Annotated in this window: 20 protein-coding genes; 8 read left to right on the top strand and 12 right to left on the bottom strand. The window is 71.9% G+C overall.

Annotation, left to right across the window (positions count from 1 at the left end; genetic code table 11):
- Nucleotides 1-3 precede the first annotated feature (3 nt).
- Nucleotides 4-1,116, top strand: coding sequence for a glutamate 5-kinase (proB, locus tag ACYVNR_RS01685; RefSeq protein ID WP_461046118.1), 1,113 nt, complete (start codon nt 4-6; stop codon nt 1,114-1,116).
- An 87-nt stretch (nt 1,117-1,203) separates the two neighbouring features.
- On the opposite strand, the gene ACYVNR_RS01680 is transcribed toward proB, so the two are convergent.
- The 12 genes from ACYVNR_RS01680 to ACYVNR_RS01625 form a co-directional block, all read right to left on the bottom strand.
- Nucleotides 1,204-2,850, bottom strand: coding sequence for a solute symporter family protein (locus ACYVNR_RS01680; RefSeq protein ID WP_045190327.1), 1,647 nt, complete (start codon nt 2,848-2,850; stop codon nt 1,204-1,206).
- On the bottom strand, nt 2,847-3,134 hold the full coding sequence (locus ACYVNR_RS01675; protein ID WP_458801088.1) for a DUF485 domain-containing protein: 288 nt from the start codon (nt 3,132-3,134) through the stop codon (nt 2,847-2,849). Before ACYVNR_RS01675 ends, ACYVNR_RS01680 begins: the two co-directional genes overlap by 4 nt.
- Nucleotides 3,135-3,317: 183 nt before the next feature.
- Entirely contained in the window at nt 3,318-5,018 is a 1,701-nt protein-coding gene (locus ACYVNR_RS01670) for a sodium/solute symporter (protein ID WP_461046116.1), read from the bottom strand.
- A 34-nt stretch (nt 5,019-5,052) separates the two neighbouring features.
- Nucleotides 5,053-5,508 carry a hypothetical protein gene (locus ACYVNR_RS01665; RefSeq protein ID WP_461046114.1) on the bottom strand — a complete coding sequence of 152 codons (456 nt, stop codon included), beginning with the start codon at nt 5,506-5,508 and terminating at the stop codon, nt 5,053-5,055.
- Complete coding sequence (locus ACYVNR_RS01660; RefSeq protein ID WP_461046113.1) at nt 5,505-6,290, bottom strand: LytR/AlgR family response regulator transcription factor; 786 nt, start codon at nt 6,288-6,290, stop codon at nt 5,505-5,507. The genes ACYVNR_RS01665 and ACYVNR_RS01660 overlap by 4 nt, the downstream gene beginning before the upstream one ends.
- Nucleotides 6,287-7,411, bottom strand: coding sequence for a sensor histidine kinase (locus ACYVNR_RS01655; protein ID WP_045190097.1), 1,125 nt, complete (start codon nt 7,409-7,411; stop codon nt 6,287-6,289). Before ACYVNR_RS01655 ends, ACYVNR_RS01660 begins: the two co-directional genes overlap by 4 nt.
- Nucleotides 7,412-7,581: 170 nt before the next feature.
- On the bottom strand, nt 7,582-9,114 hold the full coding sequence (gene obgE, locus ACYVNR_RS01650; protein ID WP_461046111.1) for a GTPase ObgE: 1,533 nt from the start codon (nt 9,112-9,114) through the stop codon (nt 7,582-7,584).
- Between the two features lie 133 nt (nt 9,115-9,247).
- Entirely contained in the window at nt 9,248-9,517 is a 270-nt protein-coding gene (gene rpmA, locus ACYVNR_RS01645; RefSeq protein ID WP_045190101.1) for a 50S ribosomal protein L27, read from the bottom strand.
- 47 nt (nt 9,518-9,564) lie between these two features.
- The gene (rplU, locus tag ACYVNR_RS01640; RefSeq protein WP_045190103.1) at nt 9,565-9,873 is read right to left on the bottom strand and encodes a 50S ribosomal protein L21; all 309 of its coding nucleotides are present in this window, start codon (nt 9,871-9,873) and stop codon (nt 9,565-9,567) included.
- 124 nt (nt 9,874-9,997) lie between these two features.
- Nucleotides 9,998-13,300: an Rne/Rng family ribonuclease gene (locus ACYVNR_RS01635; RefSeq protein ID WP_461046110.1), complete on the bottom strand. Its 3,303-nt coding sequence runs from the start codon at nt 13,298-13,300 to the stop codon at nt 9,998-10,000.
- 210 nt (nt 13,301-13,510) lie between these two features.
- Nucleotides 13,511-14,284 carry a TIGR03936 family radical SAM-associated protein gene (locus ACYVNR_RS01630; RefSeq protein ID WP_045190105.1) on the bottom strand — a complete coding sequence of 258 codons (774 nt, stop codon included), beginning with the start codon at nt 14,282-14,284 and terminating at the stop codon, nt 13,511-13,513.
- 36 nt (nt 14,285-14,320) lie between these two features.
- A complete protein-coding gene (locus tag ACYVNR_RS01625) occupies nt 14,321-15,097 on the bottom strand; it encodes a lysophospholipid acyltransferase family protein (RefSeq protein WP_045190107.1) in 777 nt (258 codons plus the stop codon).
- Between the two features lie 89 nt (nt 15,098-15,186).
- Here ACYVNR_RS01625 and ACYVNR_RS01620 point away from each other — a divergent pair, with 89 nt between their 5' ends.
- The 7 genes from ACYVNR_RS01620 (at nt 15,187) to ACYVNR_RS01590 (ending at nt 23,608) form a co-directional block, all read left to right on the top strand.
- On the top strand, nt 15,187-16,494 hold the full coding sequence (locus tag ACYVNR_RS01620; protein ID WP_461046107.1) for a DUF2207 family protein: 1,308 nt from the start codon (nt 15,187-15,189) through the stop codon (nt 16,492-16,494).
- A 107-nt stretch (nt 16,495-16,601) separates the two neighbouring features.
- Nucleotides 16,602-19,268: a valine--tRNA ligase gene (gene valS / locus ACYVNR_RS01615; protein WP_461046105.1), complete on the top strand. Its 2,667-nt coding sequence runs from the start codon at nt 16,602-16,604 to the stop codon at nt 19,266-19,268.
- 92 nt (nt 19,269-19,360) lie between these two features.
- Nucleotides 19,361-20,140 (top strand): DUF4129 domain-containing protein, encoded by a 780-nt coding sequence (locus ACYVNR_RS01610; protein ID WP_461046104.1) that lies wholly within the window; start codon nt 19,361-19,363, stop codon nt 20,138-20,140.
- Complete coding sequence (locus ACYVNR_RS01605) at nt 20,137-20,676, top strand: hypothetical protein (protein WP_461046102.1); 540 nt, start codon at nt 20,137-20,139, stop codon at nt 20,674-20,676. Before ACYVNR_RS01610 ends, ACYVNR_RS01605 begins: the two co-directional genes overlap by 4 nt.
- A 2-nt stretch (nt 20,677-20,678) precedes the next feature.
- The gene (locus ACYVNR_RS01600) at nt 20,679-21,677 is read left to right on the top strand and encodes an AAA family ATPase (RefSeq protein WP_461046100.1); all 999 of its coding nucleotides are present in this window, start codon (nt 20,679-20,681) and stop codon (nt 21,675-21,677) included.
- A gap of 6 nt (nt 21,678-21,683) precedes the next feature.
- Nucleotides 21,684-22,997: a DUF58 domain-containing protein gene (locus ACYVNR_RS01595; RefSeq protein ID WP_461046098.1), complete on the top strand. Its 1,314-nt coding sequence runs from the start codon at nt 21,684-21,686 to the stop codon at nt 22,995-22,997.
- A 2-nt stretch (nt 22,998-22,999) separates the two neighbouring features.
- Nucleotides 23,000-23,608, top strand: a complete 609-nt coding sequence (locus tag ACYVNR_RS01590; protein ID WP_461046097.1) for a hypothetical protein — start codon at nt 23,000-23,002, stop codon at nt 23,606-23,608.
- Nucleotides 23,609-23,671: the final 63 nt, after the last annotated feature.

Raw genomic sequence — 23,671 nt, 5'->3', positions numbered from 1 at the left:
CACGTGTCTCCTCGGTCGGTCATCAGCAGCGCCCGCCGCCTCGTCGTCAAGGTCGGCTCGAGCTCGCTGACCGGTGTCGACGGTGGCCTCGACCACGCCCGGCTCGTCGCCCTGGCCAACGCCCTGGCCCGCAAGCACCTCGACGGCACGCAGATCGTGCTCGTCAGCTCGGGTGCCATCGCGGCGGGCATCCACCCGCTCGGCCTCGCCACCCGGCCGCGCGACCTCGCGACGCAGCAGGCGGCGGCCTCGGTCGGGCAGGGTGCGCTGCTCGCGGCCTACACGCTCGCCTTCGCCGGCCACGACATCACGGTCGGTCAGGTGCTGCTCACGGCAGACGACGTCACCCGGCGCACCCACTACGCGAACGCCCGCCGCACCCTCGAGCGGCTCCTCGACCTCGGCGTCCTGCCGATCGTCAACGAGAACGACACGGTCGCCACGAGCGAGATCCGCTTCGGCGACAACGACCGGCTCGCCGCGCTCGTCGCCCACCTCATCGACGCCGACGCCCTCGTGCTGCTCTCCGACGTCGACGCGCTCTACGACGGACCGCCGAGCCGGCCCGGGGCACAGCGCATTCCGGTCGTCCGCGGCCCCCATGACCTCGTCGACGTCGAGATCGGCGGCACCGGCTCGAAGGTCGGCACCGGCGGCATGACGACGAAGATCGAGGCCGCCCGCATCGCCACCGCTGCCGGGGTCATCACCTCGGTCACCGCCGCCGACCGGGTCACCGAGGTGCTCGCCGGCGAGGACGTCGGCACCGTCTTCCTGCCCATCGGGGTGCGCGGCCGCTCCCGCCGGCTGTGGCTCGAGCACGCCACGACGGCGCGCGGCCGGCTCGTCATCGACGACGGCGCCGTCACCGCGCTCGTCCACCGCAAGAAGTCGCTGCTGCCGGCCGGCATCACTGCGGTCGAGGGCACCTTCCACGACGGGGACCCCGTCGACGTCTGCGCACCCGACGGCACCCCCGTCGCCCGTGGCCTGGTGAACTACGACTCGAACGAGCTGCCGTCGCTGCTCGGCCGCTCCACCCGCGAGCTCGCCCAGGACCTCGGTCCGGAGTACGAGCGCGAGGTCATCCACCGCGACGACCTCGTCATCCTCTGACGCGCCTGTCCGCCGAGAAGCCGAGTGGCCGTGCACCTGACGGTGCACGGCCACTCGAACGGTGGGTCGCTCAATGTCGACGCGACCTCAGTGGTGGGTCGCCGCCTCGGCGCCGTGGCCGGTGAGCGAGCGGACCTCCATCTCGGCGTACTTGGCCGCGTTGTACTCCTTGCTCGTCACGGTGCCGATGTAGCCGAGCAGGAAGCCGAGCGGGATCGAGATGATTCCCGGGTTGTCGAGCGGGAACCAGTGGAAGTCGACGCCCTGGAGCATCGAGGGGCTCTTCTTCGTGACCGGGTCGATTGCCTTGCCGGAGACGACCGGGCTGAAGATGATCAGCGTGATCGCGCTGACCAGGCCGCCGTAGATCGACCACAGCGCGCCCCGGGTGTTGAACCGCTTCCAGAACAGCGAGTAGAGGATCGTCGGCAGGTTCGCGCTCGCCGCGATGGCGAAGGCGAGGGCGACGAGGAACGCGATGTTCTGGCCGAGGGCGAAGATGCCGCCGACGATCGCGATGGCGCCGAGCACCAGGGCGGCGATGCGGGCGACCTTGACCTCCTCCTCCGGGGTGGCCCGGCCCTGCTTGACGACCGTGTTGTAGATGTCGTGCGACAGGGAGGCACTCGCCGTGATGGTGAGGCCGGCGACCACGGCGAGGATCGTCGCGAACGCCACCGCGGAGATGATGCCGAGCAGGATCTCGCCACCGAGCTTGAAGGCGAGCAGCGGGGCTGCGGAGTTCACGGCACCGGGCGCGTTCTTGATCTCGGCGGCACCGACGAGGTCAGCGGCCCCGAACCCGAGCACGAGGGTGAAGAGGTAGAAGATGCCGATGAGCCAGATCGCCCAGACCACCGAGCGGCGCGCCTCGCGGGAGGTCGGCACGGTGTAGAAGCGCATCAGCACGTGGGGCAGGCCCGCGGTGCCGAGGACGAGTGCCATCGACAACGAGATGAAGTCGATCGGGTTCTTGTACTGCAGCCCGGGCTGGAGCAGGTCCTTGCCACCGGCCGACTGTGACGCCGTCGACGCGTCGCCGAGCAGGCTCGAGAGGTTGAGCCCGAACTTGCCGAGCACCCAGACGGTCATGACGCCGGCGCCGATGATGAGCAGCACGGCCTTGATGATCTGGACCCAGGTCGTGCCCTTCATGCCGCCGTAGATGACGTAGAAGATCATGATGACGCCGACGACGGCGATGACGAGGCGCTGGCCGACCGCACCGTCGATGCCGAGGAGCAGGGCCACGAGACCACCGGCACCGGCCATCTGGGCGAGCAGGTAGAAGAACGAGACGACGAGCGTCGAGATGGCGGCGGCGATGCGGACGGGCCGCTGGCGCAGCCGGAAGCTGAGCACGTCGGCCATCGTGTACTTGCCGACGTTGCGCAGCAGCTCGGCGACGAGCAGGAGCGCGACGAGCCAGGCGACGAGGAAGCCGATCGAGTAGAGGAAGCCGTCATAGCCGTTGAGCGCGATGGCCCCCGCGATGCCGAGGAACGACGCGGCTGAGAGGTAGTCGCCTGCGATGGCGATGCCGTTCTGCCGTCCGGTGAAGGCGCGGCCCCCGGCGTAGTACTCGGCGGCGCTGCGGTTGTTGCGCGACGCCCGGATGACGATCGCCAGAGTGACGACGACGAACAGCGCGAAGATGCCGATGTTGATCGCGGGGTTGCCGACGGTCGTCGCCGCGGGCGCGATCGAGGGGACGGACGTGACGAGCGCGCTCACTGGTGCTCTCCCATCTTGCGGGCCAGGGCCTCGGCCTCGGGGTCGAAGACGCGGTCGGCCCAGCGGGCGTAGACCATCGTGATCACGAACGTCGACACGAACTGCAGGAGCCCGAGGATCAGGCCCCACGTGACGTTGCCGACGACGCGGGTGCCCATGAAGTCCCTGGCGAACACGGACAGCAGGACGTAGAGGAAGTACCACGCGAGGAACAGCGCGGTCAGCGGGAAGACGAACTTGCGGAACTTGGTCCGCAGCTGGGCGAACTCGGCGGAGTTCTGCATGGCGACATTGGCGTCGTCCACCACGCGCTCTGGAGCTTCTTTGCTCACTTGGCCACCTCCGGGGCGGTTTGTCGTGACGGCCACGCGGCCGGCGACACCCAAGGTAGGAGCGCAGGAGGCCCACCGGCAGCCGCAGCACCGGCGGCATCGCCCAGTGGCGGCGACGACTCGCCGTGCGCGGGCTCAGCCGCGACGAACGGTCGTTCCCCGGCGACGAGCGGTCGGCTCCCCGCTCCCGTATGCCGTGTGCGGCGCCCCGGACGACGCCGCAGTTCCCGGGTCGGCAGGCCCTCGCGCGTCGCTCGGACCGTGCGGACCGGACACCTCGGCGGAGGTCGTGCCGGTGCGGGCGCTGCTGCGGTTCCAGCGTTCCGGGTGGAACGAGCCGCGGTTGAGGTCGATGTGCTCGGGCGCGTGGAGCCGGACCATCGTCTGCGACACGTGCTCGGGGGTGCGCGACCGCGTCGCGAGCGAGACGAGGACCATCGTCGCGAACGACAGCGGCACGCTGACGGCCGCCGGCTGCGTCATGACGACGCCGAACCACCCGTCGCTGCCGTGGCCGAAGGTCGTCGACAGCACCGCCCCCATGGAGAGCCCGCCGCCGACGAGCAGGCCGGCGATCGCGCCGGTCGCGGTCAGGCCGCGCCACCAGATGCCGAGCAGGAGCATCGGGCAGAACGTCGACGCGGCCACGGCGAAGGTCAGCTCCACGGCCCGGGCCACGGGCACCCCGGCCGCGACGAAGGTGAGCCCGAGCGACACGGCGACGACGACCACGGTCGAGATGCGGAACGCGCGAATTCCCTGTCGGTGCCCGCTTCCCCATCGCACGAGGTCCTGGCTCAGCACGCCTGCGACGGAGACGACGAGGCCGGTCGACGTGGACAGGAAGGCGGCGAAGGCACCGGCTGCGAGCAGGGCGGTGAGCCCCTCTGCGAGGGGTCCGTCGAAGACGCGGCTCGGCAGCTCGAGCACGACGGAGTCAGCACGCCCGGCGGCCACGAGGTCGGAGGCGAACCAGCGCCCGAGGGCGCCGTAGGCGACGGGCAGCAGGTAGAAGCCCGAGAGGATCACCAGCACCGCGAGCGTCGTGCGGCGCGACGCCCGGCCGTCGGGGTTGGTGTAGAAGCGCACGACGACGTGGGGCAGCCCCATCGTGCCGAAGAAGGTGGCGAGCACGAGCGAGTAGGTGAGGTAGAGGGCGTTCTGACCCCCGAGGGGCTCGACCCAGTCGGCGACGAACACCGTGCCGACGTCGGGGCCGCCGCTGCGCGAGCCGACCGCCCCGAGGAAGAAGAAGAGCGGCGTCAGCAGCGCGAACAGCTTGAGCCAGTAATGGAACGCCTGCACGAGCGTGACGCTGCGCATGCCACCGGGCAGCACGTTGAGACAGACCACGAGGGCGACGACGAGCTGGCCGGCCCAGGACGGCGCCCCGGTCAGGGTGCGCAGGGTCAGGCCGGCGCCCTGGAACTGCGGGATGAGGTAGAGCAGCCCGATGGCGACGACGAGCAGGCTCGAGACGCGGCGCGCGACGACGGACTCGAGCCGCAGCTGGGCGAAGTCGGGCAGCGTGTAGGCACCCGAGCGACGCAGTGGAGCCGCGACGAAGACGAGCAGCAGCAGGTAGCCGGCGGTCCAGCCGATCGGCAGCCACAGCATGTCGACGCCACGCGCCAGGATGAGGCCAGCGACGCCGAGGAACGATGCGGCAGAGAGGTACTCGCCGCTGATGGCCGACGCGTTGAGCACCGGGCTGACGCCACGCGAGGCGACGTAGAAGTCGCTCATGGTGCGCGACAACCGCAGCCCGAACGCCCCGACGGCGAGCGAGGCGATCGACACGAGGATGACGGCGACGATGCTGGCCGTGTTGGTCACGGCTCGCTCCCCCGCGTCGGAGCGGCCACGTCGCTCACCGACCCTCGAGCAGGTCGCTGAAGGTCGCCTCGTTGCGCTCGGCCCGACGCACGTAGAGCCATCCGAGCGTGATGATCTCGGCGAACGCCACGACGGTGAGCAGCAGCCACGGCAGGGGCACCCCCAGCACGTCGACCCGCCCGATCTCGGGAAAGAGGTGGAACGCGAGCGGGAGCAGCCCCAGCGTCGAGGCGATGACGAGCAGCACGCCGAGGGCCAGGCGCAGCTGGCTGCGCATGAGCGAGGTGATGTAGACCTCGCCGAGCCGCGTCTGCTCGTCGATCTCGGAGGCGATCGAGACCGTACGCGTGCGGGCGGCCGACGTGCGAGGGCTCGTCACCCGCACCCTGGCACGCGCTGCCCCTCCGGGCGCCGGGGCAGGGTCGGCGGCCGGCCGCTCTCCCCCGCCCGGCGGCATACGGCCAGGGGTGGTGTCGTCGCTTGCGCTCACGACCCGCCCCGCCCGAGCGGCTGCGCGCGACGCACGAGCAGGTCGCGCAGGGCACGCGTGTGGCGACGGCTCACGACGAGCTCGTGGCCACCGACGACGACGGTGGTGCGGCCCGCCTCGGTGCGCCACTCGGTGATGTGACCGAGCGCGACGAGCGATGAGCGGTGGATGCGCACGAAGCCGGCCTCGCGCCACTGGTCGGCGAGCGCGGAGAGCGGGACCCGCACGAGGTGGCTCTCGCTCGCTGTGTGCAGGCGTGCGTAGTCTCCCTGGGCCTCGACGAAGAGAACCTCGGACCTCGGCACGAGCCGGCTCACCCCGGCCAGCTCGACGACGATCTGCTCGTCGTCGTAGGTCTCCGCCGCGCTCTCGCGGCCCTGGACCTGCCGCACGACGCGCCGGACGGCCTGGTCGAGCCGCTCGTCACGCACCGGCTTGAGCACGTAGTCGACGACGTTGAGCTCGAACGCGTCGACGGCATGCTGCTCGTGCGCCGTCACGAAGACGATGGGCGGCTGCGTCGAGAACCGCGAGAGCACCCGCGCGAGGTCGAGGCCGCTGAGGCCGGGCATCTGCACGTCCATGAAGATCGCGTCGACCTGCCCCTCGTGCAGCACCCGCAGCGCGGCCTCGCCCGAACCCGCCGGCACGACCTGGCGCACGCACTCGTGGCGGCCGAGCATCCAGACGAGCTCGTCGAGCGCGGGAGCCTCGTCGTCGACGGCGAGCACCCGCAGCAGCTGGTTGCCGTTCGGCGCGGGCGAGGTGGCTGTGCTGCTCACACGTGCACCCCCGGTCGGAACTTCGGCAGGCGCACGACGACCTTCGTGCCCGCGCCGGGCGCCGTCTCGACGACGAGCCCGTAGTCGTCGCCGAAGGCCGTGCGCAGCCGCTCGTCGACGTTGGCCAGCCCCACGGAGTCGCTGCCCGGGTCGCCCGCGAGCACCCGGCGTACGCGTTCGGGGTCCTCCCCGACACCGTTGTCCTCGATCGTCACGACGCACTCGTGGTCGACGTCCTGCGCGAGGATGCTGATCTGGCCCTCGCCGGCCCGGCCCTCGATGCCGTGCTGGACGGCGTTCTCGACGAGCGGCTGCAGGCAGAGGAAGGGCACGACGACGGGCAGCACCTCGGGCGCGACGCGGACCGTCACCGTGAGCCGGTCGCCGAAGCGGGCCTTCTCGATGACGAGGTACGCCTCGATCGAGCGCAGCTCCTCGGCGAGCGTCGTGAACTCGCCGTGCCGACGGAACGAGTAGCGGGTGAACTCGGCGAGGTCCACGAGCAGCTCACGCGCGCGCTCGGGGTCGGTGCGGGTGAACGAGGCGATCGCGGTGAGCGAGTTGTAGATGAAGTGCGGGCTGATCTGCGCGCGCAGGGCCCGCACCTCTGCCTCCATGAGACGGGTGCGCGACGCGTCGAGCTCGGCCAGCTCGAGCTGACCCGAGACCCAGCGCGCCACCTCGGTGGTCGCGCGCACGAGGCCGGCGGAGGCGTTGCCCGTGAAGACCTGCAAGGTCCCGACGACCTTCTCGTCGACGTCCAGCGGTGCGACGATCGCCTGGCGCACCACGCACGACGGTTCGGCGCAGGCCACGTCGGCGCCGTCGACGACCGTCGTGCGGCCGTGACCGAGCGTGCCCGCGGAGATCACGGCCGGCTGGTGCGAGTGGTGCGAGCGGCCGCCGTCCCAGGCGAGCAGTCCGTTCGTGTCGGTCATCGCCACGGCCGGCGCGCCGAGCAGCGAACGCAGGTGCTTGAGCGAGCGCTCGGCTGCCGTGGGCGTCAGGCCCATCCGCAGCGGCGGCGAGGCGAGCAGGGCCGTGTGCAGGGTGCGGTAGGTGGCGCGGTCGGCCTCGGTGCCGAGGTGACCGCGACGCCACAGCGTGCCCCACGAGCTCATGCCGACACCCTAAGGCGCGACGGCCGCCCCCACCGTCGAGTGGGCACTTTGCCGCGCTCCCGTCACGTCGAGTGCTCACTTTCCGACCTCAGGAACTGAGCACTCGACGGGGCCATGCCGTCAGGAAGTGAGCACTCGAGTGGGGTTGGCGTCGAGTGCGCGCTTTCCCGTCAGGCGTCGTCGTCGGAGTCGGCGGCGAGATGCCACAGGCCCGAGCGGCGCTCGGCCTCGAGCTCCTCCTGCGTCGCGGCTCGCGCGGCGTAGCGGTCGCGCTGGGCCTCGCGCTTCTCGTCACGCGTCGGACGCGAGGACTCCGCGAGGCGCAGGTCGGTGCCACGCGAGCCGAGCAGCTCGGCACCCGCCTGCAGCGTCGGCTCCCAGTCGAAGACGACGGCATCGTCGGTCGCGCCGATGACGACGGTGTCGCCCGCGACGGCCCCGGCCTTGAAGAGCTCGTCCTCGACGCCGAGCCGCCCGAGGCGGTCGGCGAGGTAGCCGACGGCCTCGTCGTTGCTGAAGTCGGTCTGGCGCACCCAGCGGACCGGGCGGTCGCCGGTGACGCGGAAGAAGACGCCGTCGGAGCCGTTCTCCTTCGTGACGGCGAAGCCCTTGTCGTCGACCGACTTCGGCCGGAGCACGACCCGCTTCGGCACCGCCGCCTCGGCCTCGATCTCGGCCCGCGCCTGGTCCACGTGCCGGGCCATCGCAAAGGTGAGCTCGCGCAGGCCCTGGTGGGCGACCGCCGAGACGATGAACACCTCGATGCCGCGCGCCTCGAGGTCGGGCTTGACCATCTCGGCCAGCTCGCGCGCCTCGGGGACGTCGGCCTTGTTGAGCACGACGATGCGGGTGCGCTCGGACAGCGGCCGGCCACCGAGCGAGGCGTCGGGCACGTAGAGCGACAGCTCCTTCTCGATGACGTCGAGGTCGGTCATCGGGTCGCGGCCCGGCTCGAGCGTCGCGCAGTCGATGACGTGCACGAGCACCGAGCAGCGCTCGACGTGGCGCAGGAACTCGAGGCCCAGGCCCTTGCCCTCGTGGGCGCCCGGGATGAGACCCGGCACGTCGGCGATCGTGAACCGGCTCGAACCGGCCGTCACGACGCCGAGGTTCGGCACCAGCGTGGTGAACGGGTAGTCGGCGATCTTCGGCTTGGCCGCCGACAGCACCGAAACGAGGGAGGACTTGCCCGCGCTCGGGAACCCGATGAGGGCGACGTCGGCGAGCGACTTCAGCTCGAGCACGACCTCGACGTCCTCGCCCGGCTCGCCCAGCAGGGCGAAGCCCGGAGCCTTGCGCCGGGCACTGGCCAGAGCCTTGTTGCCGAGTCCCCCACGGCCGCCCGCGGCTATGACGTGCTCGGTGCCCATGCCGACGAGGTCGACGATGACCTCGCCCGAGCGGTCCTTGACGACGGTCCCCTCCGGCACGGGAAGCACGAGGTCGTCACCGTCGGCGCCGTTGCGCTCGTCACCGGCACCCGGCGCGCCGTTGCCGGCCTTGCGGTGCGGGTGGCGGTGGTACTCGAGCAGCGTCGTCGACTGCGGGTCTACCCGCAGGATGACGGAGCCGCCCCGGCCGCCGTTGCCGCCGTCAGGGCCGCCCAGCGGCTTGAACTTCTCGCGCTTGACGGAGGCCACACCGTGCCCGCCCGCTCCGGCGCTGAGGTGCAGCACCACGCGGTCGACGAAGGTCACTGCCATGGGAGGTCACTCTTCCAGATCAGGGTGGCCCACCGGCATACGCGATGACGTATGCCGGGTGGGCCGGGAAAGGCGGAAGGGCGGGCCACGCGGGCCCGCCCTTCCGAAGAAAGCTCAGTGCGTGATCAGGTGATCACTCGGCAGCGGCGGTCTCGACCTGCTCGATGTTGACCGTCTTGCGGCCGCGCTTGGTGCCGAACTTGACGGCGCCGGCGACGAGGGCGAACAGCGTGTCGTCGCCACCGCGACCGACACCCTCACCCGGGTGGAAGTGCGTGCCGCGCTGACGGACGAGGATCTCGCCCGCGTTGACCTTCTGGCCACCGAAACGCTTGACGCCGAGGAACTGTGCGTTCGAGTCGCGACCGTTGCGGGTCGAGGACGCACCCTTCTTGTGTGCCATGTCAGTTACTCCTTGAGAGGTTCTGTGCCGAGCCGGTCAGGCGTCGATCACGCGGTGATGTCAGTGATCTTGACCTGGGTCAGCGGCTGACGGTGGCCCTGACGCTTGCGGTAGCCGGTCTTGTTCTTGTACTTCATGATGACGATCTTGGGGCCCTTGGCGGCCTTGACGACCTCGGCCTTGACCGACACCTTCGACAGCTTGTCGGCGTCGGACGTGACGGTCGTGCCGTCAACGAGGAGCAGCGGCGTGAGCTCGATGGCATCGCCGGGCTGACCCGTCACCTTGTCGACGAGCAGGACATCGCCCACCGACACCTTCTCCTGGCGACCGCCAGCGCGAACAATCGCGTACACAGTGAAACTCACTCTCTCATCAGGGTTCGGAACGCCGCTTTCGGCACCGGCCCGTCAACACGGGCCCGGTGGGCGCACCAAGGAACAAGATTACCGGCTGGGACGGCCCAGCTCCAAACCGAGGTCAGGCCTCGCTCGACGGGCCTGACCCACCGGTCGCACGCGGCGGCCCGGCAGGGGCCACCACCCGGCCGCGACGACGTCGGCCACGCGCTGCCGGCTGCACGTCCACGACGGCCTCGACCCGGGTCGGGCCCTCAGACTCGACCGACGCGGCGACGGGCACCTCGGCCGGCTCCTCGGTGGGCGTCTCGGTGGAGGTGTCGGTGGAGGTCTCGGTGGGCGTCTCGTCGGTGACGTCGGACTCGAGCTCGACGTGCGAGCCACCCTGAGTGCCCTGGTCGTCGGACGCACCCTCGTGGGCGTCGTCACCGGACCAGGGCCCGGAGTCCTCGGGGAACGCGTGCGGGTGCCCGTCGGCCTTCGCCCCGGCTGCGACCTCGGCTGCCACCTCCGCCTTGACCTCGGCGATGGCCTCCTCGGCCGCCTCACCGGCGGGCTGGCCCGAGGCACTCTTGAGCGCCGCCGCGTGGGCAGCCGCGGCGATCTGCGCCGCCGTGGGCCCGCTCGGCTTGCTCTCGGCGTGGCCGGGGGCCTGCTGGCCGTTGCCCTGCGAGCCGCCCTGACCGGAGCCCTGGTTGCCGCCGGACGAGCTGCCGCCCTGACCGCCCTGGCCGCCACCCTGACCGCCCTGACCGCGCCCACGCCGGCGGCTGCTGCTGCCGCCCCCGTCGCCCTGGCCGGACTCGTGCTGGTGCGCGCCGCGGTCGACCGGGTCGGCGTGGATGATGAAGCCGCGCCCGTTGCAGTGCTCGCACGTCTCGGAGAAGACCTCGATGAGGCCCGAGCCCACCCGCTTGCGCGTCATCTGGACGAGGCCGAGCGAGGTGACCTCGGCGACCTGGTGCTTGGTGCGGTCACGGCCGAGGCACTCGAGCAGGCGCCGGACCACGAGCTCGCGGTTGCTCTCGAGCACCATGTCGATGAAGTCGATGACGATGATGCCGCCGATGTCGCGCAGCCGGAGCTGGCGCACGATCTCCTCGGCCGCCTCGATGTTGTTCTTGGTGACGGTCTCCTCGAGGTTGCCACCCGAGCCGACGAACTTGCCGGTGTTGACGTCGACGACCGTCATCGCCTCGGTGCGGTCGATGACGAGCGAGCCACCGCTGGGCAGCCAGACCTTGCGGTCCATCGCCTTGGAGAGCTGCTCGTCGACGCGGTGGTGCGTGAAGAGGTCCTCCTCCGCCGTCCACTTCGTGACGCGGTCGGCGAGGTCGGGAGCGACCGCGCTGATGTAGGGGTGGATCTCGTTCCACGCCTGGTCGCCGGCGACGACGAGCTGCTTGAAGTCCTCGTTGAAGACGTCACGGATGACGCGCACCGTGAGGTCGGGCTCGCCGTGGAGGAGCATCGGGGCCTGGCCGCCGCCGGTCGCGGAGCCCGAGCCGCCGTTCTTCTTCTTGCCCTTGCTCTTGCCGGCACGAGGGGTCGACGAGGCCTCGGCCTTGGCCTGGATGTCCTCCCACGTACGCGTGAGGCGCTCGACGTCGGCGCGCAGCTCCTCCTCGCTCGCCCCCTCGGCCGCGGTGCGTACGATGACGCCCGCCGAGTCCGGGACGACCTCGCGGAGGATCTTCTTCAGGCGCGCCCGCTCGGTGTCGGGCAGCTTGCGGCTGATGCCGGTCATCGAGCTGTTGGGCACGTAGACGAGGTAGCGGCCGGGCAGTGAGATCTGCGAGGTCAGACGCGCGCCCTTGTGGCCGATCGGGTCCTTCGTCACCTGGACGAGCACCGTCTGGCCGGAGCTCAGCGCGTTCTCGATGCGCTTGGGCTGGTTGGCCTCGAGACCGGCGGCATCCCAGTTGACCTCACCGGCGTAGAGCACGGCGTTGCGACCCTTGCCGATGTCGACGAAGGCGGCCTCCATCGAGGGCAGCACGTTCTGGACGCGGCCGAGGTAGATGTTGCCGGCCATCGACACGTTCGTGGCCTGGTCGATGTAGTGCTCGACGAGGACGCCGTCCTCGAGCACACCCATCTGGGTGCGACCGTCCTTGTTGCGCACCACCATGACACGGTCGACGGCCTCGCGGCGGGCGAGGAACTCGGCCTCGGTGATGATCGTGCGGCGACGCCCGGCCTCGCGGCCCTCGCGGCGGCGCTGCTTCTTGGCCTCGAGGCGGGTCGAGCCCTTGACCGCCACCGGCTCGTCGCTCTGGGCCCGCGGCTGGCGCACGCGGGTGGACACGTTGGGGCTGTCGTCACCCGCGTCGGAGGAGGAGCCCGCACGGCGACGACGCCGGCGACGGCGGCTCGAGCCACCCTCGTCGTCGCCCTCGCCCTCGCCATCGGCCGAGTCGCCGGCCGACTCCACGTCGGACTCGTCGCGGTCTCCCGCATCGGCGGAGGAGCGGCGCGAACCGCCCTCGTCGTCGGCCTCGTCAGCTGTCTGGTCCTGCGACTCGTCCTCGTCGGAGGCGCGACCCCGGCGGCCCTTGCCACCACGACGGCGGCGCGAGCGTCGAGGGGCGTCGTCGTCGGTCTGCTCGTCGACTGGGCCCCGCTCGTCGGCGGCCTGCGGCTCCTCGACCTCCTCGACGTCCTCGGCGTCCTCGGCGTCCGCGGCAGGCTGGGGAGCCTGCTCGGGCGCGGAGGCCGCGCGGCGGCGTCGGGTCGGCGCCGCCTTGGACGCGTCGGGGGCCTGGAAGAGGACGCTGAAGCTGGGGACCACCGCCGCGGGGCGGTCGTCGTCGCCCGAGTCGTCGCTGCCCTTCGCGCCGAAGATCGCCTCGGGCTCCTCCGTCTCGTCGAGCGCCTCGACGTCGACGAGCGACGCGGGGTCGAGCGGTGCGTCCGTGGGCGCCTCGGTCAGACCCTCGGTCACGGCGTCGGTCGGCGCCTCGACGGGGTCGGAGGACCCCACTTCTGCCATGAGCTCCTCGAGGGCCGCGGCGGCACGGTCTGCCTTGGTGGTGCGGGATCCGCGCCTCGAGGTCGCCTTCGCGGCCGGTGCCACCTCACCGGCGTCGGCGGCCTTCTTGCGGGTGGCGCGCTTGCGGGCCGGACGCTTGGTGTCGGTGGTGTCGGTGGTGTCGGTTGTGCCGGTGGTGTCGGCGGCCTCCGCAGGCGCCGCTCCGGTGTCACCGACCTCGGCACCGGCCTCGGCAGCGGCCTCCGCCTCCTGCACGGATGCCGGCTCGAGGGCCGGCTCGGCGGCGGCTGCCTTCTTCGTCGTGCGGCGCGTGGCTCGACGACGGGGGGCCTTCTCGGCCGGGAACAGCGTGTCGTCGCCCGCGCTGTCGCGGACGCTCTCGCCGAAGCCCTCGCCGGAGTTCTCGCCGTTGGTGTTGTCGTTGGGTGCCATCAGGCAGTCTCCCGTCAGGTGCGGTGTGACCCACACGCCGGCCGGGGCCGTCAACACCGCACGAGTGCGGTTGCAGTCGTCGCGCCGCGAGTGCGGCGGGACGGAAGTCGTCTCGCTACACCCGAAAACGGTTCGCGCTGGGCGCGGCCCCGTGATCGAATGCCGTCGGCGTTCTCGTCGGCAACCGCTTCGCCGTCATGACCTGGTGGGTCATTCCAACGGGTCGGTCACCCTCGCGGTTGCGGTGTCGAGCGGTCCCTGCGCCAGACGCGTCACCAGTGGCGGACGCGGAGGCTGCAGGTCGGCGATCTCACGCAGCGCGGTCAGAATGTCGTCGGGGCGTACAGCAGGTGTGGTGTGCCGTACGACCATGCGCAGTATCGCACAGTCGTCGCCGACAACGTGAGTCGCCACGACGTCCGTGAGCGCGTCGGCAGAGGTCGTCACGCGTGCCGACACGATGGATCCACGCACGTCGAAGGTGCGCGGACCCGACTTCGTCATGCGTGTCACCTCGGCCGTGTCGCGGGCCAGCAGCGCCTGGACGGCGGTCTCGAGGACCTCGACGGGGAGCCCCGCGAACTCCAGCACCCAGTCGCTCGCCTCGAGGCGGTCGGCGAGCGCGCCGGGCGCCGCCTCGACGACCTGGAGGATGTCGATGCCGTCGGGCAGGGCCTCGTCCAGGGCCTCCCGCACCGACTCGACGTCGACGCGCTGCGTCACCGAGATCTCGAAGTACTCCGCCTCGCTCGCCGTGCCCGTGGCCGCGGCGTTCGCGTAGCTGATCTTCGGGTGCGGGTGGAAGCCCGCGGAGAACGCCATCGGCACGTCCGCGCGGCGCAGGGCGCGCTCGAGCGCACGCTGGAAGTCGCGGCTCGAGGTGAACCGCAGGCGCCCCCGCTTCGTGTAGCGGATCCGGAGCTTCTGGACCGCGGGGTCCGGGGCCGGACCCTCGGGGACGCGCTGACGTGCCTGACGAGCCATGCCCGAAAGGCTACCGGCGCGGCGGAGGTGCCCCTGTCACGCGTCGGACGAGAAGCCGCGCCGCTCGTCGGCGCGACGCTGCCGCTCGGCCGACTCGGCCTCGTCGAGCCGGGTCGCCTCGGCGAGCGTCGGGGCGGTGCCGCCCATGCTCGCCGGGAGGTACTTGAGGTCGGGACCGGTGAGCGGCTCGTAGGCGGCCCGGGCGACGTCGAGCATGTGCGCCATGACCGCCTTGTAGCGGGCGGTCACCTCCTCGGGGTCGGCGTCGGCCGCGACCGGGATGGGCTCGCCGACCGACATGATGATCGGCACGTTGGTGCGCCCGAGGCGCTTCGGGTGCCCCTTGGTCCAGACCCGCTGCGAGCCCCAGATGACCACGGGGAGGATCGGCACCCCGGCCTCGGCGGCCATCCGGGCAGCGCCGGTCTTGAAGTCCTTGAGCTCGAACGAGCGCGAGATCGTGGCCTCCGGGAAGACCCCGACGATCTCCCCCGCCTTGAGCGCGTCGACGGCGGCGGCATACGACGCCGCCCCCGCGGTGCGGTCGACGGGAATGTGCTTCATGCCGCGCATGAGCGGGCCGCTGACGGGGTGCGAGAACACGCCGTCCTTGGCCATGAACCGCACGAGCCGGCCCGACTTCTGCGCCGCGAGGCCCGCGTAGGCGAAGTCCATGTAGCCCGTGTGGTTGACGACCATGACGGCGCCGCCGGTGCGCGGCACGTTGTCGTCGCCGAGGATGGTGAACTTGAGTCCCTGCATGGCGAACACCCCGCGGGCGAAGCCGATGACGGACGAGTAGACGGGCTCCATGGGGACACTCTGCCCTGCGCGGCTACGCTTCGGCACGCCGGTGGCCCCGCGCGCCTCGCAGGCCCCGGCTGACGACAGGGGACGACGTGATGAGCATCACCTGGCCGGGGGTCGGGCCGATGGTCGGGCAGGCCGGCGCGTACGCCGCCGCGCCGGCCCTCGTGGACCGCCAGACCTTCGTGGGTGCCACGGCCCTCGGGCTCGTGCCGCTCGCGCTCGCCGGTCTCGTCGTCCTCGTCAAGTGGTGGCGCGGCCGCGACGAGGTGTTCGACGCCGTCACCCCCGGGCTGGTGCCCGACGACCCGGCCCACGCCCCTCGCCACCGGGTGCGAGGCGGGGAGTGGTCGGGCGTGGTCGCCCCCGCGTTCGCTCCCCCACGCGACGTGCGGCCCGGCGTCGTCGGCACGGTCGTGGACGGCGTCGCGCACGCCCACGACGTGAGCGCGACGGTGGTCGACCTCGCGGTGCGCGGCTGGTTCCGGATCGTCGAGGTCGGCGCCGACGCCAGCCGCGAGCGCGACCCCGAGCACGGCTCGGCCGACCCGGCCACGGACACGGGTCGGGGCCGGCCCCGGGACTGGGAGCTGCGTCGAGCCGCCAGTCCGCCCGCCGAGTCACCCACGGCCTTCGAGCAGCTGCTCCTGGACCGACTCTTCGAGGGGCGCGACACCGTGCGGCTCTCGAGCCTCGAGGGCTCGTTCGCGATGACGATGCGCGAGGCCCAGGTCGGCCTCTACCGCGAGGTCGTCGACCGCGGCTGGTACGCCCGGCACCCGCGGGCCCGCAACGGACGCACCCGAGCGGTCGGCCTCGTCGTGCTCGTCCCCCTCACCCTCGTCGCGGCGGTCGTCCTCGCCACCGACCTCGCCGACGCGCACGACTGGTCCCTCACGCCGCTGCTCGTGGGACTCGTCCTCGCCCTCGTCACCCTCGCCCGCTGGGGCGGGGCGCGCACGCCGCGCACCGCGGAGGGCAGCGCGCTGCGCATCCAGGCGCTCGGCTTTCGCGAGTACCTCGCGACCGCCGAGGCCGACCGCCTCCGCTTCGAGGAGAAGCGCGCCCTGCTCAGCAGCTACCTGCCGTATGCCGTCGCGTTCGGCCTGACCGGCCACTTCGCAGGGCTGCTGCGCGAGCTGGCGAAGGACAGCCACTGGACCGACTACGTCGACGGGCTCGACTGGTACGACTTCGGCGGCGACGGCGGCGACGTCTCCCTCGGCGACGCCCTGACGGACTTCGGCGACGCCGCGGGCGACCTGGGCGATCTCGACGTCGGCGACGTCTTCGACGGCGTCGACGGCTTCACCGACGCCACCGACTCGCTCTTCTCGTTCGAGGGTCTGTCCGGGTGCGGCGACGGGCTCGACGGCTGCGACTTGCCCGGCTGCGACTTCTGACGGAACGGGCGACGGCGCACACGGAACGCAGCCGCTCACCCGGCGCGACGGCATACGCCCTGAAAGCCGGTCGAGGGCACCCTCTCGCCCATGGAAGGATTGGGCGCATGACTGACGCACCCGCCACCACCGACTCTCGGATCCCCGAGCGGCCCTCGCTCGACGGCCTCGAGGAGAAGTGGATGCAGGTATGGGCGCAGGAGGGCACCTACTCGTTCGACCGCGCCAAGGCGCTCGCCGCGCCGCGCGACCAGGTCTTCGCGATCGACACCCCACCGCCGACGGCCAGCGGCTCGCTCCACGTCGGGCACGTGTTCTCCTACACGCACACCGACTGCATGGCGCGCTACAAGCGCATGCAGGGCTTCGAGGTCTTCTACCCGATCGGCTGGGACGACAACGGGCTGCCGACCGAGCGCCGTGTGCAGAACTACTACGGCGTGCGCGGTGACGCGACGCTGCCCTACGTCGAGGGCTACGAGCCGCCGTTCACCGAGGGCGTCGACGCCAAGGGCAAGGCGATCAAGCCGGCCGACCAGCAGGCGATCAGCCGCAAGAACTTCATCGAGCTCTGCGACATCCTCACCGTCAAGGACGAGGTCACCTTCGAGTCGCTCTTCCGCCGCCTCGGCTTCTCGCTCGACTGGAACATCACCTACCGCACCATCGACGAGCGCTCGCGCGCCGTCGCGCAGCAGGCCTTCCTGCGCAACCTGGAGCGCGGCGAGGCCTACCAGAGCGAGGCACCGGGCCTGTGGGACGTGACGTTCCAGACCGCGGTGGCGCAGGCCGAGCTCGAGGCCCGCGACTACCCGGGCGCCTACCACCGGGTGGCGTTCCACCGCGCGGGAGGCGAGCCCGTCCACATCGAGACGACCCGTCCCGAGCTCATCCCGTCGGTGGTGGCCCTCATCGCGCACCCCGACGACGAGCGCTACCAGCCGCTCTTCGGCACGACCGTGACCTCGCCCCTCTTCGGCGTCGAGGTGCCGGTGCTGGCCCACCACGCCGCCGAGATGGACAAGGGCGCCGGCATCGCCATGTGCTGCACGTTCGGTGACCTCACCGACGTGATGTGGTGGCGCGAGCTGCAGCTGCCGATCCGCTCGCTCATCACCCGCAACGGCCGCCTGCAGGCCGAGACCCCCGAGTGGATCGCCGGCGGCCCGGGCGAGGCCCTCTACGCCGAGTCGCTCGCCACCAAGACCACCTTCAGCGCCCGCGAGGCCGTCGTCGCGGCGCTGCGCGAGTCGGGCGACCTCGACGGCGAGCCGCAGAAGACACAGCGCAAGGCGAACTTCTACGAGAAGGGCGACAAGCCGCTCGAGATCGTCACGTCGCGCCAGTGGTACATCCGCAACGGTGGCCGCGAGGAGTCCCTCCGCGGCAAGCTCGTCGGCATGGGCGACGCCGTGGACTTCCACCCCGCCTTCATGCGCTCGCGCTACAAGAACTGGGTCGAGGGCCTCAACGGTGACTGGCTCATCTCGCGCCAGCGCTTCTTCGGCGTCCCGTTCCCGGTCTGGTACCCGCTCGACGCCGAGGGCGAGACCGACTACGACCACCCCATCGTCGCCCCCGAGGCGTCGCTGCCGGTCGACCCGCAGGTCGACGTGCCGCTGGGCTACGACGAGTCGCAGCGTGGCGTGCCCGGTGGCTTCGTCGCCGACCCCGACATCATGGACACCTGGGCCACGTCGTCGCTGACGCCCCAGATCGCGGCCGGCTGGCCGGTGCGCGAGGGCGCCCCCGACGGCGAGCGCCTCGGCTCCGACGAGTCGCTGTTCGGCTCGATCTTCCCCTACGACATGCGCCCCCAGGGGCACGACATCATCCGCACGTGGCTCTTCGCCACCGTCACGCGGTCGTTCTTCGAGCACGGCGTCGCACCGTGGCGCCACGCCGCCATCAGCGGCTGGATCCTCGACCCCGACCGCAAGAAGATGAGCAAGTCCAAGGGCAACGCCGAGACGCCCGAGGACGTCGTCAAGGCCAACGGCGCCGACGCCGTGCGCTACTGGGCGGCCTCCGGTCGCCTCGGCACCGACGCCGCCTACGACACCGGCCAGATGAAGGTCGGGCGCCGGCTCGCGATCAAGGTGCTCAACGCGAGCAAGTTCGCCCTCGGCTTCGGTGACGTGTCGGGCGACCTGCGCTCCGCGGTCACGAACCCCCTCGACCTGTCGATGCTCGCGGCGCTCGCCGACGTCGTCGAGAAGGCGACGCAGGGCTTCGAGGGCTGGGACTACACGCGTTCACTCGAGGTCACCGAGAGCTTCTTCTGGACCTTCTGCGACGACTACCTCGAGCTCGTCAAGGACCGCGCCTACGGCGGTCAGGGTGACGAGGCGGCGGCGAGCGCCCGCGCCGCGCTGCGCCTCGCGCTCGAGACGCTGCTGCGCCTGCTCGCGCCGTTCATCCCCTACGCCACCGAGGAGGTCTGGTCGTGGTTCGGCGAGGGCTCGGTGCACCGCCAGTCCTGGCCGACGCGCGACGAGCTGCCGTCCGGCGGCGACGCCGCGGTGCTGCCCGCGGTCGGTGCGGCCCTGGCCGGCGTCCGCAAGGTCAAGTCCGAGGCCAAGGTCGGCATGCGCGCCGAGGTGCGCACCATGACCCTCGTGGCGCCGGCCGCCTCCGTCGAGCGCATCCGTGCCGCCGAGGCCGACCTGCGCGCGAGCGGTCGCATCAGCGAGCTCACGTACGCCGAGGGCGAGTCCGTCGAGGTGCGTGACGCCGAGCTCGTCCCCGTCGAGAAGTCGCCCGCCAAGGCGTGAACGACCCCTCGTTGCCGTCCCGACCTCTCGGGACGGCAACGATCTGACGCCAATCCGGGTGGGCGCGACCTCGCTGGCATAGGGTTTCGCGCATGTCGAGGCGGGGGGTGCAGCTGAGCATCGCCGTCGGTGCCGTCGTCATGGCCGCACTGGTCGTGGCGTCCACCGGCCGCCCGCTGCCGCTCCTGTCGAGGCCGTCCGCCTTCGTACCGACGGTCCCCCCGGTGCCCACCGCGACGCGGACCTTCGACACGAACGCCCTGCCGTCCGCGACGGTCACCACCGACACGGCTCCCTTCGAGCCCTCGCCGTTCCTCATCGCCCTCGTGCAGATCTTCCTCGTGGGGACGGTCCTGGTCGTGCTGCTCGCCTTCGCGCGGCTGCTCGTGGCACTGCTGCGCAAGCCGCACCTGGTCGTGCACGAGGAGCCGACCTTCGCCGTGCCGCTCGTGCCTGCCGAGCTCCTCGAGGCGGCGCGGGAGCGCCTGCGCGACCTCGAGTCCGGTGAGCCCCGCAACGCCATCGTCGCAGCCTGGCTCGACCTCGAGGGGTCCGCGGCTGCGACGGGCCTGCCGCGACAGGCGTCCGAGACGTCGACCGAGTACACCGAACGCGTCATCACCGTGTGGGCGGTCGACCGCGAGCGCCTCGCCGACCTCGCAGCTCTCTACCGTGAGGCGCGCTTCTCGGTGCACCCGCTGGGCGAGGGGCACCGCGCGCGGGCGATCGGCGACCTCCGGATCCTCATCGCCGACCTCGAGCGGGTCGCGGACGAGCAGGCGAGCGTCGCCAAGTCGGCACGTGCCAGCTCGACGAACGGTGCCGGGGCGTCCGCGCGTGCGGTCGGCCGACCCGACGAGGGGGCGCCGTGAGCGTGCGGACGTCGACCATCGCCGCCCTCCGAGAGGCGCTGCGGCCGTGGAAGCGGCGGCTCGCGGGCCTCGTGGCCGTGTGGGCGGGGGTCGCCCTGCTCACTGCCGCCCTGGGCCTGCAGCCCGACGTGCCAGGCCTGCTCGCGATCCTGGTCGCCGTGGCGCTGATCGTCTGGCAGGTGCTCGACCACACGGCGCCCCAGCACCTCACCGTCTGGCCACTCGTCGACAGCGAGCTGGGCAGCCAGGGACGCGGCAACGACTTCCGGGTGGCCAACCTCGCCGGCCGGCTCGAGGCCGCCGACACCCGGGGCGAGGGCCGCGAGTCGCTGGTCCACGACCTGCACCTGCAGCTGCAGGTGCTCATCCGCGAACGGCTCTTCGCCAAGCACGGCATCATCGCCGAGGAGGAGCCGAAGTGGGCCCAGGGGGTCACGCCGCCCGACCTCTGGGACCTCCTCGTCGGGCTGCCGCCGACCGACCTCTACCGTCCGCAGCGACTCGACCCCATCCTCCGACGAATCGAGCAGTGGTGACCATGACCGACATGCCCGTGATGCCTCTCTCCCGCGTCAGCGAGCGCAGCCGCGCGGTCCTCGACGAGGTCGGACGCGCCGTCGTCGGCAAGGACGAGGCGCTGCGCCTGGTGCTCGCCGGCATCCTCGCCGGTGGCCACGTGCTCATGGAGGACTTCCCCGGCCTCGGCAAGACGCTGGCCGCCCGCAGCTTCGCGCAGACCCTCGGTCTGGAGTTCAAGCGGGCCCAGTTCACGCCCGACCTGCTGCCCGGCGACATCACGGGCTCGTTCATCTACGACCAGCGGGCGGGCGACTTCGAGTTCCGCGCGGGCCCGCTCTTCGCCGGGCTGCTCCTCGCCGACGAGATCAACCGCACGCCTCCGAAGACGCAAGCGGCCCTGCTCGAGGCGATGCAGGAGAAGCAGGTCACCGTCGAGGGTCGCACCTTCCAGCTGCCCCGGCCCTTCCACGTGCTCGCCACCGCCAACCCCGTCGAGTACGAGGGCACCTACCCCCTGCCCGAGGCCCAGCTCGACCGCTTCCTCATGCGCATCTCGTTCGGGTACCCCTCGCTCGACGAGGAATGGCAGATCCTCGCCAACCGGATGGCGCGGCAGCAGGAGGAGCAGCAGCTGCGGGCCGTCGTCGACTCCGAGACGCTCGTGCAGATGCAGGCCGCGATCGAGGCGACCGTCGTCGACGAGTCGGTCGGCCGCTACTGCGTCGCCCTCGCCGCCGCAACGCGTGGCCACGGCGACGTCCTCATGGGCGCCTCGCCGCGCGGTGCGCTCGGCCTGCTGCTCTGCTCCCGGGCGTATGCCGTGGTCGACGGTCGCGACTACGTCACCCCCGAGGACGTCAAGGCGGTGGCCGTGCCGGTGCTGGCCCATCGCATCACCGTCAAGCCGGAGCTGTGGATGAGCAACGCCTCGGGGGCGGCGGTCGTCGAGAGCCTGCTGCGCACGGTGGCGACGCCGTCGGCACGCGAGGCCGTGGTGCCGGGCCCGTCGGCGGGCTGACCGGCCGTGACCAGCTGGCGCCCCCATCGCACCTCCTCGCGCCGACTCGGCACGTGGGAGCCGACGGCTGCCCACCAGCGGGCGATCCTACTGGGGTCCGCGGGCGCGGTCACCGCGGTGCTGGGCCGGCGCCCCGACCTGCTCGTCATCGTCACGCCCCTCGTCGTGGCCGCCGTCTGGGGGCACCTGACCCGGCCCCGCGCCGAGGTGACCGGGACGGCCCGGCTCGGCGAGTCGACCCTCCGCGAGGGGTCGGTGACCGGCCTCTACGTGCACACGGAACCGGAGCTGCCCGACGTGCACGGAGTCGTGACCGTCGCGCGCGTCCCGTGGATGGACCGCAAGCCGTCGAGCGGCATCGCCGAGCTCGACGACGGCTCGGCCACCATCGGTCTGCGCTCGACCCGGTGGGGTCGTCGCCGCATCGGCACGGTGAGCATCACCCTGTTCAGCTCGTGGGGGGCGTTCCGGGCCGGGCCGGTCGACCTGCCCGACCTCGACGCGGCCACGCTCCCGGTGCCGGCCGCGTTCGACGCGAGCGCGCCGACGCCGCACCCCCGGGGGATCGTCGGCCTCAACCGCTCCAACCGGCCCGGCTCCGGGTCCGAGTTCAACACGATCCGCCCGTTCCACCCTGGCGACCGGCTGCGCCGGATCCACTGGCCGGTCTCGATGCGCACCGGGACCCTGCACGTGGCATCGACGTTCACCGACGAGGACGCCCACGTCTTCCTGCTCGTCGACTGCTTCAGCGACCTCGGCCCCCGAGAGGGAATCGACGGGCGCCCGACGAGCCTCGACGTCACCGTGCGGGCGGCGGGCGCGATCAGCGAGCACTTCCTGCGCAGCAACGACCGGCTGACCCTGCGCACCGTCGGGGCTGCCGAGGTGCCCACCCTGGGGGTCGGCTCCGGGACGAACCACCTCCGGCGCGTCCTCGACACGCTCGCCACGATCGTGCCGGCGACCGAGCGGCGCGACACCGGCGAGCACGCGATCCGCGGGGTCGACCCGGCGGCCCTCTGCCTCGTGCTGTCGCCGCTCGTCGAGCCGACCATGGTGAAGCTGGCGCACACGCTCGCCGCCCGCGGCATGACGGTCGTCGTCGTCGACACCTTCCCCGACCATCTGGTGCACGACCCGAAGAGCATCTACCAGGCGCTCGCGTGGCGCATCCGACTGCTCGGGCGCGAGGCCGACGTGCACAACCTCCGGATGCGCGGCGTGCCGGTCGTGCCGTGGCGCGGCCCCGGGTCGCTCGACAACGTTTTGCGCGACATCGCGCGCCGCGCCTCCGCGCCCCGGATGGCGAGGCGATGACCGTGCCCCAGGCACCGATCGGGCCCGGGACGCCCGACGGGCACCCGGACGCACACCGGGCAGTCCACCCGGTGCGCCGCACGCTCAGCTTCGGCTCCGGCCCCGAGTGGTCCCTCAGCCAGCTCGGCGCGACGGCCGCGGCGATGGGTGGTGTGCTCGTCTACCTCGTCAGCCTGTGGCTCGCCGCCGGCGGCTTCGACGCCGTCTGGTGGTCCCTCGTCCTGCTGCCGCTGCTGACGATGATGTGGGCCGGCTCGGCCGCTCCGCTCCTCTACTGGGGACTGCTGCTCTTCGGATGGTTCACCCTCACCCCTGCCGGCTCCTTCTCGTGGTGGTCGCTGCCCGGTGCGGCGGGATGCGTGGTGGGCCACGCGGCCACGGCCCTGTCCGCGTCGTCGCCGCCGGCCGGCTCGTTCACGCCGCGCACCGGCCGCCGCTGGTTGCGCCACACCTGGGTGGCCTTCCTCGCGGCCGTCCCCGTCACACTGCTCGCGGGGCTGCTCGCCGGGCGCTCGAACCCGCTCAGCCCGGCGGCATACGTGATCGGTCTGCTCGGCGTGTCGGTCGCGGTCTGGCTCATGCGCACGAGCCCGCCGCTCGAGCACCAGTGAACCCCCCTCCCCCGGGTACGGCACGGAAGGCGCTTGCACTTCGGTGAGACGCGATCTACTCTT

The organism is Terrabacter koreensis, from assembly GCF_054783315.1.
The sequence above is the reverse complement of the archived record's forward strand: the minus strand, read 5'-3'. Positions and strand labels throughout refer to the sequence as shown.